We start from the raw sequence: 14,470 nt of genomic DNA, 5'->3' as shown, positions 1-14,470 counted from the left end.
ACGGCCTCTCCGTGAGAGCCGGCTCATGAGGGCGCCCTCATCGACGGCTCATGGACGCGTCATGGACGGCCGTCAGGGTCATGCCCATGGTCGACAGCAGCAGCACCTCACCCGCCGCCCGTACCGCCGCCGCCCCCCGGCCGGCGGGGGCCCGCCGGGTCCGCACCGCCGCTGTCCGGGCGCTGCCCACCCGCGGCAGCGCCCGCCCCCGCGTCGCCCTCTACGGCCACGACACCCAGGGCCTCGGCCACCTCCGCCGCAACCTCGCCCTCGCCGAGGTGCTCGCCGACGACGGGCCCGACGGCGCCGGGGCCGATGTCCTCGTCCTGTCCGGCGCCCCCGAGGCCGGCCTCTTCCCCCGCCCCGAGGGCGTGGACGTCGTCGTCCTCCCCGGCGTCCGCAAGGACGCCGACGGCGGCTACGCCCCGCGGGCCCTGCGCTCGGACCTGGCCGACGTCGTCAGCATCCGCAGCGCCCTCCTCGCCACCGCCCTGACCTCCTTCGCGCCCGACCTGCTCGTCGTCGACAAGGCGCCCTGGGGCTTCGGGGGAGAACTCGCCGACGTCCTCCCCGTCCTGCGCGCCCGGGGCACCCGCGTCGTCCTCGGGCTGCGGGACGTCCTCGACGACCCCGCGACGGCCACCACGCAGTGGGCCGCCGACGAGGGCGACGACGCCGTCCGCCGCTGCTACGACGAGGTGTGGGTCTACGGCGACCGGGCCGTCCACGACCTCCCCGCCGCGGCGGGCATGGCGCCCGACGTCGCCGCCCGGTGCGTCCACGTCGGCTACCTCGCCGAGGGCCGCGTGCCCGAGGCCGACGCCGCCTCCCGCCCGCCGGTGCCCACCGACCGCTGGGTCCTCGGCGTCGTCGGCGGCGGCCAGGACGGCGCGCCGCTCGCCCGGGCGCTCGCCGAGGCGCCCGCGCCCGAGGGCACGACGCTCGTCCTCGTCGCCGGGCCGCAGCTGCCGGACGACGAGCTGCGCGTCCTGCGCGAGCGCGCCCTCGCCCGCGACGACCTCCACGTCGTCCGCTTCAGCCGGCACAGCGCCGCCTGGGCCGCCGGCGCCGAGGCCGTCGTCGCCATGGGCGGCGCGAACACCGTGGCCGAGCTGCTCGCCACCGACGTCCCGGCGCTCGTCGTCCCCCGCACGCGACCGCGCCGCGAGCAGGAGGTGCGCGCCCGCGCCCTCGAGGCGCGGGGCGCGCTCGACGTCCTGCTGCCGGAGGAGGTGACCCCCGGCCGGCTGGGCGCCTGGCTCGCGGGCGCCGTCACCCGCCGCACCGACCGCTCGGGCCTGGCCCTGGGCGGCCTGCGCACCGTCGGCGAGCGGGTCGCCCGCCGGCTGCGCCCCGCCGTCCCCGTCCAGCTCGCCGCCACCGACACCACCTGGGAGACCGACCGTGCTGCTGTCTGAGCCCCTCACCCCGACCGCCACGGCCGCCCCCGCGGGTCCCGTCCACGGCGGTGCCCCGGCCGACGCCGACCGACCTCTCGTCGGCTACGTCGTCAAGAGCTACCCGCGGTTCTCGGAGACCTTCATCGTCCGCGAGCTCGTCGCCCGCGAGGAGGCGGGGGAGCGCGCCGTGGTCGCGAGCCTCCGGCCGCCGAAGGACCCGCGGTTCCACGCGCTGCTCGCCCGCGTGCAGGCCCCGGTGACCTACGTGCCGGACGACGTGCGCGGCGGCCTCGTCCGGGTGTGGGAGGGCCTCGCCGCCCTGCGCGCCGCAGGCGTCGCCCCGTCGCGCGAGGCGCTCGACGCGCTGCTCGACGAGGACCCCGGCGTCGCCGCCCAGGCCGTCGGGGTCGCCCGCTGGGCCGTCGCCGAGGGCGTGACCCACCTGCACGCGCACTTCGCCTCGCTCCCGGGCCGGACGACGCGGCTCGCGGCGATGCTCACCGGGCTGCCGTGGACCATGACGGCGCACGCCAAGGACGTCTTCCACGAGGACGTCGACCCGCGCCGCCTCGCCGCTGTCATGGCCGACGCCGACGGCGTCGTGGCCGTCAGCGACATGACGACGGCGTGGCTCGCCGAGCGCCACCCGACGGCCCGGCTGCACCGCGTCCACAACGGCCTGGACCTCGACGAGCTGACGTGGAGCAGCCCGGCGCACCGCCCGGCCGTCGTCGCCGCCGTCGGTCGGCTCGTCCCGAAGAAGGGCTTCGACGTGCTCCTCGACGCCGTCGCGCTCCTGCGCGGCCGCGGGGTCGACGTCCGGCTGCGCCTCGCCGGGGCCGGCGACGGCGCCGCCGACCTGGCCGCGCGCGTCACCCGCCTCGGGCTCGAGGACGCCGTGGAGCTGCTCGGCCCGCTGCCGCAGCACGAGGTCGTCGCGCTGCTGCGCGGGGCGGCGGCCTTCGCGGCGCCCTGCGTCGTGGCCGAGGACGGTGACCGGGACGGGCTCCCGACCGTCGTGCTCGAGTCCCTCGCGGTCGGGACGCCCGTCGTCTCGACGCCGGTGACCGGCGTCCCCGAGGCGGTGATCGACGGCGTCACCGGCCACCTCGTGCCCGAGCGCGACGCCGCGGCCCTGGCCGACGCCCTCCAGCGCCTGCTCGCCGACGGCGAGGAGCGCGAGCGGCTCTCGCGGGCCGGCCGCGCGCACGTCGAGCTCCGGTTCGACGTCCGGGGCCAGGCCGCGGCGCTGCGGCGGATCACCGCCGACGTCGCCGCCGCCCGCACGACCGCCCCGGCGGTGACGGCATGAGCGCCGTCCCCGTGCCCGGCACGGCGGGCACCGGCCGCGCCGCGGTCCACGTCGTCCTCGACCCGGGCGTGCCCGCCTACGGCCGCAAGGGCTGCTCGGTGCACGTGCAGGAGGTGCTGCGCCGCCTCGTCGCCCGCGCCGACGGCGCCCCCGTCCACCTCGTCGCCGCCCGCCTCGGCGGGGACGCGCCCGCGGGGCTCGAGGGCGTCGTCGTCCACGAGCTCGGACGCCCCCGCGCCGACGGCCCCGCCGCCGCCGAGCGGGCGCTGACCGCGCTCGACGAGCGGGCGGCGGACCTCGTCGCCGACCTCGTGGCCGACCTGCACGACCTGCCCGGCACGACCGGGGTCCCCGTCGTCTACCAGCGCTACGGCCTGTGGAGCGCCCGCACGCTCGAGCGCGCCCGCGCCGCTGGCGCCACGACGGTGCTCGAGGTCAACGCCCCGCTCGTCGACGAGCAGGCGCGTCACCGCGTCCTCGTCGACGACGCCGGTGCCGTGGCCCTGAGCCGCCGCGCGCTCCGCAGCGCGCACGCCGCGGTCGCGGTGAGCGACGCCGTCGCCACCTGGGCCCGCGAGCTGTCCGGCGCGCCCGTCACCGTCGTGCCCAACGGCGTGGACGCCGACCGCTTCGCCCCCGCCACCGGCAGCGGCGCCGTCCCGGGCGCCCCGCTCACGGTCGGCTTCGTCGGCACCTTCCGGCCGTGGCACGGCCTCGAGCTGCTCGTCGACGCCGCCGCCGCCCTCGTCGGGACGCCCGACGCCGTGCGGCTGCTCCTCGTCGGCGACGGCCCCACCCGCGAGCAGGTGCTCGCGCGCGCCGCCGCGCCGGGCGTCGACGTCGTCGCGCCCGGGGCCGTCGACCCCGCGGAGGTGCCCGCCCTCCTCGCCGGCTGCGACGTCGCCGCGGCGCCGTACCCCGCCGGGGAGGCGTACTTCTCGCCGCTCAAGCTCGTCGAGTACCTGGCGGCCGGCCTCCCGGTCGTGGCCTCCGCCGTGGCCGACGTGCCGCGGCTGCTCCACGACGAGCGGGAGGTCCTGCTCGTGCCGCCGGGGGACGTGGCCGCGATGGCGGGCGCCCTCCGGCGGCTCGTGCGGGACCCGGCGCTGCGCCGGCGGCTGGCCGACGCCGGGCGCGCCGCCGCGACGAGCCGCTTCACCTGGGACGACGTCGTCGCCCGCACCCTCGCCGGGGCGGACGCCGCCCGGGCCGCCGCCGACGCCGTCGCGCCCGGGCCCGGCCGCGCCGCCGCGCCGCTCGTCGGGAGCCGCGCGTGAGCCGCCGAGGACGGGGCAGCGCCCCCGCCGCGGGGCCCGTGCAGCGGCCCCCGGCCGGGGCCCTGCGCCGCACGCTCGGCGTCATCCGCCCCCACACCGGCGGCGCACGCCTGCTCGCCGGCGGCGGGCTCCTCGCCGTCCTCGTCGAGGTGGCCGCGCGGCTGCTCGAGCCGTGGCCGGTCAGCTGGGTCGTCGACGGCGTCATCCCGGCGGTCACCGGGCAGGGCGTGCCCCCCGGCACGACGCAGCTGCTCGTCGGCGCCGGGGTCGCCGTGCTCGTCGTCGCGGGGATGCGCGCCGGCGCCGCGTACCTGTCGACGGTCGCCTTCGCCCTCGTCGGGGCCCGGGTCACGACGCGCCTGCGCGCCCACCTCCACGAGCGGCTGCTCGGCGCGCCGCTGACCTTCCACGAGACCGCCCGCAGCGGCGACCTCGTGCAGCGCGTCGTCGGCGACGTCGGCCGCGTCCAGGAGGTCGCCGTCACCGCCGGCCTGCCGTTGTTCGCCAACGTGCTCACGGTCGTCGGCATGGTCGTCGTCGTCCTCGTCCTCGACCCGCTGCTGGCCCTCGTCGTCGTGGCCGTCCTGCCGCTGCTCGTCCTGTCGGGCCGCACGTCCGCGAAGCGGATCACCGGCGCCTCGCGCAGCCAGCGCACCCAGGAGGGCGCGATGGCCGGCGACGCGGGCGAGGCCTTCGCCGCCGTCCGCACCGTCCAGGCCTACGGGCTCGTCGACCACCTCTCCGCGCGCCTGCGCGGCAACGACGCCAAGGGCCTCGCCGACGGCGTCCGGACCAAGCGGCTCACGGCCGGCCTCGAGCGGCGGACGGACGTCGTCGTCGGCGCGGCCACCGCCGTCGTGCTCGTCATGGGCGGGTGGCGCGTGCTGCAGGGCGCCATCACCCCCGGCGAGCTCGTCGTCTTCCTCACCTACCTCAAGACCGCCTTCAAGCCGCTGCGCGACCTGGCCAAGCACACCGGCCGGATCGCGAAGGCCGCGGCGTCGGGCGAGCGGATCGCCGACGCGCTCGACGAGGCCGTCCCCGAGCGCGACCGGTCCTGGGCGCGCCCGCTGCGCCGCACCCCCGGCCGCTCGCTGGCGGTCGACGTCGAGGGGCTCGTCGTCGGACACCCCGGCCGCACGCCCGTGCTCCGGGGCGCCGACCTGCGCATCCGCGCGGGCGAGACCGTCGCCCTCGTCGGGGCCAGCGGCGCCGGGAAGTCCACGCTGCTGCAGGTGCTCCTGCGCTTCCTCGAGCCGCAGGACGGGACCGTCCGCGTCGACGGGCACGACGTCACCGCCGTCACGCGGGAGAGCCTGCGCGCCGCGACGGCCGTCGTCCTGCAGGACTCGGTGCTGCTGCAGGGCACCCTCGCGGACAACGTGCGCCTCGGCCGCCTCGACGCGACCGACGCCGAGGTCGAGGACGCCCTGCGCCGGGCCGGCCTCGGCTCGCTCCTCGACGTCCTGCCGGAGGGGCTCGCGACGTCCGTCGCCGAGCGCGGCGCGACGCTGTCGGGCGGCCAGCGCCAGCGGGTCGCCGTGGCGAGGGCGCTCCTGCGGGACCCTGCTCTCGTGCTGCTGGACGAGCCGACGACCGGCCTGGACGCGCGGAGCGCCGCGGAGGTGCTCGGCTCGCTGCTCGAGCTGTCCCGCGGGCGCACCACCCTGCTCGTCACCCACGACCCGGCGCTGCTGCACCACGTCGACCGGGTCGTCGCCCTCGAGGACGGCCGGCTCGTGGAGCGGCCCCGGCCGGCGGCGCCCGTGGCCGCGGCGCAGGAGGTGGGCCGGTGACCGCGCCCGCCGGCACCGTCCCCGAGGCGCCCACGGGATGGGCGGCCCCGCCCGCCGAGGACGTGGCGGCCGCCGTCGCCGCGTCGCGGGCGGCCGCGGCGGACGCCGCCGTGACGGCGCGGCACCCGGGGCTGCCGGGGCTCGCGCTCGTCCTCGACGTCGACCGGCTGCGGACGGCGCTCGCCGCCCTCGTCCCGCCCGAGGTCGCCGCGACGGCCGTCGTCGAGCGGCTGCGCGTGAAGCCCGGGGCCTCCGTGCGCGCGGGCGTCCGCCTCGAGGGGCCCGACGGGCGGTCGCCGCGCGTCCTCGTGACCGCGCGGGCGGCCGACGACTGGGAGGCGAAGGCGCGCAAGGAGGTCGACGCCGCCCGGCGGGCCGAGCTGCCCGCGTGCGTGGAGCCCGCCACCCGGGTGCTGCTCGCCCCGGCCGCCGCGGACCGCGCGCTCCGCGGCCTCGCGCGGCTGCGGCCCGACACGGGTCTGGCGGTCCGCCGGCCCCGGGAGGCCCGCGGTGGCGGGGACGTCGTCGCGACGACGCTCTCCTACAACCCCGGACGGCGCTGGGTCGGCCGTCTGGACCCCGCGCCCGGCACCGACGGCACGTCGCTGCTCGTCCGCCGCCACGCCGACGGCGACGCCGAGGTGCTGCCGTGGGTGCCCGGACGCCCGTGGGCCCCCGCCGACGGGACGGACGCCGTCCGCGCCCGGCTCGTCGAGCACGCCGCCGGTCGTCACGACGGGCACCCGGGGGCGGCCGCGGAGGCGCGGCGACGCCTGGAGCGTGCGGTCACCGCCGCGGTCGGCGGCCTGGGCGTCCTCGACGACGGCTGGGCGTCACGCGCGGGGCAGCTGCTGCCGCGGCTGCGGGCCCGGCTCGCGCACGAGCCGCTCGCGCCCGCCCACGGCGACCTCTCCCCGGACCAGGTCGTCGTCGGCCCCGACGGCCGCCTTCACGTCCTCGACTGGGACCGCGCAGGGCTGCTCCCGCGCGGGTGGGACGCCGCGAGCTGGGACGCCGCGCAGCGGGCGACCACCGCTGCCGCGCAGCCGGTGCCGCTCGGTGGAGCGGGTCGGCCCTCGGGGGCGGTGGTGGCCGCGGCCCACCTCGTCCGCGCCGTCGAGCCGTTCCGTCGCCGTCACCCCGCGTGGCCGGACGCCGTCGAGGACCTGCTCGCCGTGGCCGAGGACGCGCTCGGGGGAGCACGGTGAGCGCAATTGCCGCGGGGTCGGCGGGCGGCGGCGTGGTCCAGCGGCGCGCGTGGCCGGCCGACCTCAAGGCCCCGTCCCGTGACCTCGTCCTCGAGCTCGCGGTGGACGACCGCGTCCGTGCCGGACGCGTCGTCGACGGCCGCCTCGAGGTGCTCGACGACGACCCCGACCTGCCCGCGCTCGCCGCCCTGGCCGCCGAGCCGGGCGCCGTCGTCGTCGGGCACCGTGCCGGCCGGCGCGCGGTGGTGCGTCGCGCCGACGGCACCTTCGCCAAGGTCGCCCGCCGCAGTGCGACCCGCCGGGCGCTGGCCCGGCTCGCGGCCGTCGACGCCCTCCTGGCCGCGGCACCTCCGGCCGCTCCCGCTCGCCCGGAGGTGGTCACGGCCGACCCGGGCGGCGGCGTCGTGGTCCTCGCCCCGGCCGCGGGGACGCCGCTGGACGACCTGCTCGCACGGGGGAGCGCCCGGGAGTGCCGTCGGGCCGGCGTGCTGCTCGGCCGGGCCCTCGCCGCCCTGGCGCTCGCCGCCCCGGGGGCGGGCAGCGAGGGGGAGGGGTGGCCCGTGCACTCGCCCGAGGACGAGGCCGTGACGACCCGCCGGTGGACGGCCGCGGCCGTCGCCGCCGACGTCCTCGACCCCGGGGAGGCCGAGCGGCTCGTGGCGCGCCAGGACCGGGCGCTCGCCGCGCTGGCGGCGCTGCCCGCGGCCGCGCCCGTCCCGACGCACCGCGACCTGCACGAGGGCCAGGTGCTCGTCCGCGACGACGGGGTGCTGCTCCTCGACTGGGACACCGCGGCTCTGGCCGACCCGGCGGGCGACGTCGCCAACCTCGCCGCGCACCTCGACCTCCTCGCGGCGTCCTCGCCGGCACGACGACGCGCGGCTGCGGCGGCGGCCGCCGGCCTGCGCGCCGGGCTCCGGCAGGGCGGCCACCCACTGGCCCTCCACCCGGCAGGGGCCGCTCGGGTCGACGTCCTGCGCGAGGTGACCGCGGTCCGGCTCGTGGCGGTGCACGCCTTCCGACGTCGGCCGTGGGCGCCGGGATGATGCGGCCGGTGTCGTCGACGGCACGGCCCGAGACGGGACGACGGCCGATCTACCCCTGCTCGTCGACGGGCGTGAAGAGGCGCCAGGTGCCGTCCTCGAGTGCTGCCAGGGCCGACCCGGGTGCTCTGCCTCGCACCTCGTGCAACGAGGTACCGGCTGGCAGGTACGCGGAGTCGCCGTCACGGGGCCGGAAGTCGGGGTCCCCGACGTCGGCGATGCGGCAGGAGACCGTGGCGACGACGTCGCCGACCTCGGACTCCTCGAGGGCGTGCTCCGGGTCGTAGGACGTCGCGTACATCTGCCCGTCGACGACCACGAACGGCACCCAGTCGATCTGCGCGTCACCCCGAGCCGGGGGGAGGCAGGACGAGGCGGACGGTGCGGTGGGGGTCTGGACCGTCGCGCACCCCGTCGGCACCGCGAGCAAGGACACGAGCAAGGCAGCCACCACGGCTCCTCGAGTGCTGGTCGTCATCCGACTCCGACGCCTCCCAGGTGTCCCGCGGCTCCGTCCCCCGTCGGCGCCGTGCGCCACCGACGTCGTCGCGGGAGGGCTCGCCGCGTCGAGGAGGCCGACGACCGACGGCCGGTCGGCGTCCCGCTGACGCTCCCGCGCAGACGGCCACGAGCGGTGCCGACGGCAGGGACCTGAGCTGCCCGCCCCGCCGGCGAGCGGTCGTCGACCGGGACCGTGGGCCGCGGCAAGAGCCGCGACCGCTCCAGGGTCTCTCGTGACGGCGAGGTGATGAAGAGCTCGTCCGACGAGCCCGTCGTCCGGTCGGGTCGGCGAAGGGAGGCGGCGAAGCCGACTTCCGCGGAGATCCACGAGCCGGGCGGAAGGGCCGGGCCATCGCGGACGACGAAGCCGCCGTCGGTGTCCTCGACCGCCCCCGGCCCCCGCGGTGCCGATGGGCAGGAGGTGACGAGTCGGCGTCGGACCGCGCCTCGACCGTGCGCACACCTCTGCGGGAGTGCCACGCTCGGTGGGTGCCTACCCCGACGTCCAGGAGCAGGCGCGAGGGCGCCGTGGTCGGCTACGTCACGGGCGTCCTCCTCGTCGGCGCCGTCGCCGGTGGCATCTACCTCCTGGGGCACCCACCGGGTACCGGAGCGCCTGCGCGGGTGCTGACCGGTGCCGAGGGCGTCACCGTGGTCGCGACGTCGCCCGCGGACTCGGCGATGGAGGCCGCCGGCGGCGGCACCGTCGGTGTGGTCGACGGGTGCCTGGGCTTCGTCGGCAGGGCAGGGAGCCAGGGCACGGTCGTCTCGTGGCCCCGGGGCAGCCGCCCCCTGGACGACCGGGTGGGGGTGAGGTTGCCGACCGGTCGCGTCGTCGAGGCCGGCGATCGCCTCGAGGTGGCCGGCGGGACCCAGCCGGCCGACGACGACACGCGCGAGTCGTGCGGCGGGGTCGTCGACGTCTTCTTCTTCGGCTACATCTCACGGTGAGCTCGGGACGGTCGGGCCGGGGCGCCGCCGGTCGATCGTCGGCGGGCCGCCGACCACGGGTGCAGCGATCTCGGCCCAGGAACCGCAGCCCGCGCGCGAGCCGTCGGAGGCCCATGGTCCTCGGCCCGAAGACAGGCAAGGCACTGGTCCTGCTCGCGGCAGCAGCCCTGACGGCGACCACGGCGTGCGCTTCCCCCGCGCCCGGCGAGCAGCAGGTACCGCTCGTCACCGTCGGTCCCGACCCCACCGGAGACCGAGGTCTCGACGCCAGCGGGCGCGAGGGGGTCCTCACCGTCAACGGTGCTGGCTGCCCGACCATCGACGACGAGAACGTGCTGGCCTGGCCCTCCGGGTCGACGTGGTCCGTCCCGGGGCAGTCGATCGAGCTCCCCGACGGATCGGTCGTCGAGAGGGGAGACACGCTGGTGGTCAGCGCGACCTCGCCCCTCGACCCGACGGAGTGGTTCGACGCCGCGACCCTCGAGCTGAACGACCGCTGCACCGCCGGCAGCACCGTCGAGAACCGCAACCCGGGCGGAGCGCCTGACGTCCTCATCGCCTAGCGGGGCGCGGCGTGGACATGCCGCCGGCGCCTCCCGACGTCATGGTCCCCGGGTCGGCTCCCGCTCACGTCAGAAGGGCGACCCCGGGCACCCCGCACCGCCGAGGCCGATCGAGCCCGCGACTACGCGACCTCCACCGTCGAGCTGGACGACGAGGAGGGGTCGGTGGTGGAGGTGACGTACTCCGTGGCAGACGGACCCGAGGCCCTCGCCCTCGCCGAGGGGCTGCGCGAGGCGTCGTCGCGCCGCCACGACGTCGAGCCCTCCTGAGGGTCGTCAGCGGGACCGGCCGGCGCCGGGCCCGCGGCGTCGTGCCTCGACCAGCGAGGTGACGGGTCCGGCTCGTCGTCGCTCCCGCGGCGGAGGCGAGCAGTCGTGCGGTACCCCTCGAGGTCGACGAGCACCTGTCCCCGACGACGCGGCCGTGCTGCTGCGCTGGTCCTGCTCGGCCTCGGGGGAGGCAGCGCAACGCTCGACGTGTCAACGGGCGACGACGACGTCCCGCGGCACCTGCGGCGCACCGGGGACGTCGTCGCCATCGGCCCATCGGCCCATCGGCCCATCGGTCACCAGGTGCCCAGCAGTGGTCGCCGACGCAGGCCTCCTCGTCGAGGCCTGCGGCACAGGGTCGGTGGTCGGTCAGCGTCCCGCTGACGAGGCCTCGTGACCCGGCCGCCCCTCCCGGTCCGAGGTGGCCCGTCGGTGACGCACCTGGACCGTGCGCCGTAGGAGCGCTAACATTTCCGATATCTGTGCACTGTCGCACAAGCGTAGTTTCGGCAACGGGCCGACCGGCAACGACGCGGCCGCCCTCGTCCGGACCTCGTGGCGAGCGGTGAGCAGAGCTGCTCGCACGACCGACACCGCTTCTCGGACGAGCCCTGACCCGCTCGTCGTCCGACCCCACGAGCCACCGCGGAGCTCGTGCGGTCGTCACCTCCGGCCACCCGGTCGGCACGCTCGCGAAGGAGACGAGATGACGCACCCCACAGGACCTCGCACCCGCAGGCGACGGCAGGTCGCCGTGCTCGCGATGGGCGCGGCAGGCGCGCTGGTCGCCGGCGCCCTCACGACCGGCACCGCGGCCGCGGCGGACGAGGAGCTCCTCGTCAACGGCGGCTTCGAGGACGGCCTCGACCCGTGGTTCGACAACGACGGCAACGCGACGGACGGGGCGACGCTCACGCTCACCGACGACGCGTACTCGGGGGAGCACGCGGTGCTCGTCACCGACCGGGCGACCACGGGCTCCGGGCCGATGCAGGACCTGTCGGGCAAGGTCGTCGCCGGCCAGACCTACCGGCTGAGCGCCCGCGTCCGGTACGACGACCCGGACGCGCCGGCCACCAAGCAGTTCTTCATGACGATCCACTACGGCGGCGGGTCGTACACCAACATGGGCACCGCCACGGTGGCCCGTGGGGAGTGGGGTCTCGTCGAGGGCTCCTTCACCGTGCCGGCCGGCCAGGACGTGTCGACCGCGCGGGTGTTCCTGGAGACGCCGTGGACGGCCGACCCGCAGGCCGCGCCGGACGTCCACCTCATGGACTTCACCGTCGACGACGTGTCGCTCGTCGGCGTCGCGGCCCCACCGGCGCCGGAGCCGGGCTCGCGCACCATCGAGGTGCTCGGCAAGGTCCCGGGCGACAGCAACCCGCTCATCTCGCACAAGTTCGGCGCCGACGGCTTCGGCATGGTCGACGGCGACCGCGTGTACATGTACATGACCAACGACACGCAGGGCTACGCGCCCGACGCTCAGACCGGTGTCTCGCCGGGGATCGACTACGGCGACATCAACCAGCTCACCGTGATCTCGTCGGAGGACCTGGTCAACTGGACCGACCACGGCGAGATCCAGGTCGCCGGCCCGGACGGCGTCGCGCCGTACACGAACAACTCGTGGGCGCCGGGTGCGGTGCAGAAGGTCGTCGACGGCGAGAAGAAGACGTTCCTGTACTACGCCAACGGCGGCGGCTCCAGCAACGTCGTCGTCGGGGACTCCCCGCTCGGGCCCTGGGACGACCCGCGCGACGACACCCTCATCGACGGCGGGACGCCGGGCGCGGAGGACGTCGCCTGGAAGTTCGACCCCGCGCCGTTCATCGACCCCGCCGACGAGGAGGAGTACCTCTTCTTCGGCGGCGGGCCCGCGTCGACGTCGCTCCCGCCGGCCGAGCGGTTCAACAACCCCAAGAACATGCGGGGCATCCGCCTCACCGAGGACATGATCGACACCGAGGGGTCCGCGTTCGTCCTCGACACCCCCGTGTCGTTCGAGGCGCCGCACGTCTTCGAGCGCCGAGGGCTGTACTACCTGACGTACTCCTCCCACTTCGGCGGCCCGGACTTCGGCGGCAACCAGGCACCGCTGCCGGGCTACCCCGGTGGCGGTCAGATCCCCTACCTGATGTCCGACGACCCCACCTCCTGGCCGGCGGAGGCCTACGAGGGCGTCCTCTTCCCCAACCAGTCGCAGTTCTTCGGCGCAGGCACCGGCGGGAACAACCACCAGTCGGTGTTCGAGCTCGGCGGGGAGCACTACTTCACCCACCACGCGCCCACGTTGAACAAGCGCATCAACGGCGACCAGACGCAGGGCTACCGCAGCCCCCACATCGAGCGGTTGGTGTTCGACGAGGACGGCACGATGCAGCCTGTCGTGGGGACCTACGCGGGCGTCGACCAGGTGAAGCCGCTCGCCGTCCACGACGGCGTGCTCGAGGCGGAGACCATCGCCTGGCAGCAGGGCCTCACCACGCGTCAGGTCGAGGGCTCCTCGGCGCAGTTCGGGGAGGGCACCCCCAACCTCGTCCTCACCGACGTCGACGCGGGCGACTGGACGTCGCTCGCGCAGGCCGACTTCGGCGACGGGGCCGGCTCGCTCACGGCGCGCGTCAGGCCGCTGGTGGCCGGCGGTGCCGTCGAGGTCCGCCTCGACGACCGCGAGGGCGAGGTCGTCGCGACCATGGCGCTGGACGGCCCGCTCGGCGAGTGGTCCGAGGCGACCGCCGACCTCACCGGGGTGGCGGGCGTCCACGACGTCTACATCACCTTCACCGGTCCGGAGGGCGAGGACCTCGTCGAGGTCGACACCTACACCTTCTCGTCGGCGCCCGAGGGACCGCAGCTGGTGCTGACCGGCGGCACCGCGATCGCGGCGGGCGACCGGGTGGAGGTCGACCTGTCCGGCTTCGACGCCCGCGAGGCCGTCGTGGTCACGCTCGGCGGCGAGCGCGTCGCCCGCGTCCGCACCTACGCCGACGGCGCTGCCACGGGCGTGGTGCGCGTCCCGCGCCGCACCCTTGCCGGCACCTCCGAGATGGTCGCCACGGGCGCCGTCTCGGGCGAGCGGGTGAGCGTGGCGGTCACGATCGGCTGACCGCCGGAGCACCGCGGGGGCCTCGCAGCGATGCGCTGCGGGGCCCTCGTCGTCGGCGGTCGCCGTCGAGCGTGGCCCGGTCCACGGATCCGACCGCGACCCTGCTGCATGCCGGACGGCGCCCGCCGGGGCACGTCCGCGTGAGGGTCAGGCGGGCGTGAGCTCCTGGCCTGCCGGCCCGTCGCTCCCGGCCTCGGCCGTCCGCGCCGCCGGGGCCTGCGGCACGGTGGCGGGGTCGGCCGGAGCGGTGAGGCCGTAGTGGGCGAGGAGCCTGCGCTCGTCGAGGCCGCCGAGGTGGTCGCCGCTCGGGAGGGCGGGCACGCCGGCGACCTGCTCGGCGATGGCCACGACACGCAGCACCCCGCGGGAGTAGGTGGCGGAGCGCAGGGGGACGAGCGCGAGACGCCCGGGGGAGCCGGACGGGAGGGCCGGGGTGGCCGCGCGGACGGTGGCCCAGGTCGGCTGCCCGGTGAGGTCGTCGAAGTACAGGTCGACGACCGGCCCGAGGTCGTGGCCGTCTGCTGTGACGACACCGGCTCGGGAGAGGAGCAGGCCGTGGTGCTCGGTCAGCGGGGAAGGCATCGCGGTGGGGTCCTTGCTGGTGCACCGCCCCGACGGCTGCGACCTCGCGGGTCGCGTCGGGGACGGTGTCTCTGGTCGTGGGTCGTCGTCCACCGACCGGGACGTCGGTCGCCGGGTCGGCAGGGCGTGCCGGTGAGGCCCGGCGTGGCGGGCCGGGGGAGGAGGTCGCGCGGCTCGGGCGTCCGGGCGCTCGTGCGGGTACGCACCTGAGGCAGGCCGTCCCGGCTCAGCACGACGCCGGCGCACCCGGGGGGTGGTGCGCCGGCGTCGTGGTCGGTGGCCGGGACGACCTGTGCGGGGGGTGGTCCCGGCGGGGTGTCACTGGACGCGCGAGGTGCTGCCCCCGTCGGCGTCGTCGGAGTCGTCGTCGGCGTCGTCCAGGCCGGGGATGAACACGTCGACGACCTCGACGTTGACCTCGGTGACGTCCAGGCCGGTCATCCGCTCGACCGAGC

11 protein-coding genes are annotated in these 14,470 nt (G+C 77.2%); 9 read left to right on the top strand and 2 right to left on the bottom strand.

The window, feature by feature from the left end; all coding sequences use genetic code 11:
* Window positions 1-86: 86 nt before the first annotated feature.
* From EDC03_RS16725 to EDC03_RS16700, 6 genes are read left to right on the top strand one after another with little or no spacing between them, the layout of a single operon-like run.
* The gene (locus EDC03_RS16725; protein WP_123381412.1) at window positions 87-1,418 is read left to right on the top strand and encodes a glycosyltransferase family protein; all 1,332 of its coding nucleotides are present in this window, start codon (window positions 87-89) and stop codon (window positions 1,416-1,418) included.
* Window positions 1,405-2,712, top strand: a complete 1,308-nt coding sequence (locus tag EDC03_RS16720) for a glycosyltransferase family 4 protein (RefSeq protein ID WP_199720368.1) — start codon at window positions 1,405-1,407, stop codon at window positions 2,710-2,712. The genes EDC03_RS16725 and EDC03_RS16720 overlap by 14 nt, the downstream gene beginning before the upstream one ends.
* Entirely contained in the window at window positions 2,709-3,989 is a 1,281-nt protein-coding gene (locus EDC03_RS16715; protein WP_123381411.1) for a glycosyltransferase family 4 protein, read from the top strand. Before EDC03_RS16720 ends, EDC03_RS16715 begins: the two co-directional genes overlap by 4 nt.
* Window positions 3,986-5,785, top strand: a complete 1,800-nt coding sequence (locus EDC03_RS16710; protein WP_241967241.1) for an ABC transporter ATP-binding protein — start codon at window positions 3,986-3,988, stop codon at window positions 5,783-5,785. The genes EDC03_RS16715 and EDC03_RS16710 overlap by 4 nt, the downstream gene beginning before the upstream one ends.
* Entirely contained in the window at window positions 5,782-6,993 is a 1,212-nt protein-coding gene (locus tag EDC03_RS16705) for an aminoglycoside phosphotransferase/kinase family protein (RefSeq protein ID WP_123381409.1), read from the top strand. The genes EDC03_RS16710 and EDC03_RS16705 overlap by 4 nt, the downstream gene beginning before the upstream one ends.
* A complete protein-coding gene (locus EDC03_RS16700) occupies window positions 6,990-8,039 on the top strand; it encodes a phosphotransferase family protein (protein WP_148058134.1) in 1,050 nt (349 codons plus the stop codon). The genes EDC03_RS16705 and EDC03_RS16700 overlap by 4 nt, the downstream gene beginning before the upstream one ends.
* Before the next feature lie 49 nt (window positions 8,040-8,088).
* Here EDC03_RS16700 and EDC03_RS16695 read toward each other — a convergent pair whose 3' ends face one another.
* Window positions 8,089-8,487, bottom strand: a complete 399-nt coding sequence (locus EDC03_RS16695) for a hypothetical protein (protein WP_148058133.1) — start codon at window positions 8,485-8,487, stop codon at window positions 8,089-8,091.
* Window positions 8,488-9,026: 539 nt separating this feature from the next.
* On the opposite strand from EDC03_RS16695, the gene EDC03_RS16690 reads away from it, so the two are divergent.
* From EDC03_RS16690 to EDC03_RS16680, 3 genes are all read left to right on the top strand, one after another.
* A complete protein-coding gene (locus tag EDC03_RS16690; protein WP_148058132.1) occupies window positions 9,027-9,488 on the top strand; it encodes a hypothetical protein in 462 nt (153 codons plus the stop codon).
* 113 nt (window positions 9,489-9,601) lie between these two features.
* Window positions 9,602-10,051 carry a hypothetical protein gene (locus EDC03_RS16685; RefSeq protein ID WP_123381405.1) on the top strand — a complete coding sequence of 150 codons (450 nt, stop codon included), beginning with the start codon at window positions 9,602-9,604 and terminating at the stop codon, window positions 10,049-10,051.
* Between the two features lie 976 nt (window positions 10,052-11,027).
* On the top strand, window positions 11,028-13,433 hold the full coding sequence (locus EDC03_RS16680; RefSeq protein ID WP_123381404.1) for a family 43 glycosylhydrolase: 2,406 nt from the start codon (window positions 11,028-11,030) through the stop codon (window positions 13,431-13,433).
* Window positions 13,434-13,580: 147 nt separating this feature from the next.
* Here EDC03_RS16680 and EDC03_RS16675 read toward each other — a convergent pair whose 3' ends face one another.
* The gene (locus EDC03_RS16675; RefSeq protein ID WP_123381403.1) at window positions 13,581-14,015 is read right to left on the bottom strand and encodes a YlmC/YmxH family sporulation protein; all 435 of its coding nucleotides are present in this window, start codon (window positions 14,013-14,015) and stop codon (window positions 13,581-13,583) included.
* Window positions 14,016-14,470: the final 455 nt, after the last annotated feature.

This window comes from Pseudokineococcus lusitanus (assembly GCF_003751265.1).
GTDB classification, from domain to species: domain Bacteria; phylum Actinomycetota; class Actinomycetes; order Actinomycetales; family Quadrisphaeraceae; genus Pseudokineococcus; species Pseudokineococcus lusitanus.
This window is presented reverse-complemented; position numbering and strand designations above follow the sequence as displayed.

Bases quoted from the DNA above. Each gene is read 5' to 3' on its own strand.
- EDC03_RS16725 (WP_123381412.1), top strand. From the start codon at position 87: ATGGTCGACAGCAGCAGCACCTCACCCGCCGCCCGTACCGCCGCCGCC.
- EDC03_RS16715 (WP_123381411.1), top strand. From the start codon at position 2,709: ATGAGCGCCGTCCCCGTGCCCGGCACGGCGGGCACCGGCCGCGCCGCG.
- EDC03_RS16685 (WP_123381405.1), top strand. From the start codon at position 9,602: ATGGTCCTCGGCCCGAAGACAGGCAAGGCACTGGTCCTGCTCGCGGCA.
- EDC03_RS16680 (WP_123381404.1), top strand. From the start codon at position 11,028: ATGACGCACCCCACAGGACCTCGCACCCGCAGGCGACGGCAGGTCGCC.
- EDC03_RS16675 (WP_123381403.1), bottom strand. From the start codon at position 14,015: ATGCCTTCCCCGCTGACCGAGCACCACGGCCTGCTCCTCTCCCGAGCC.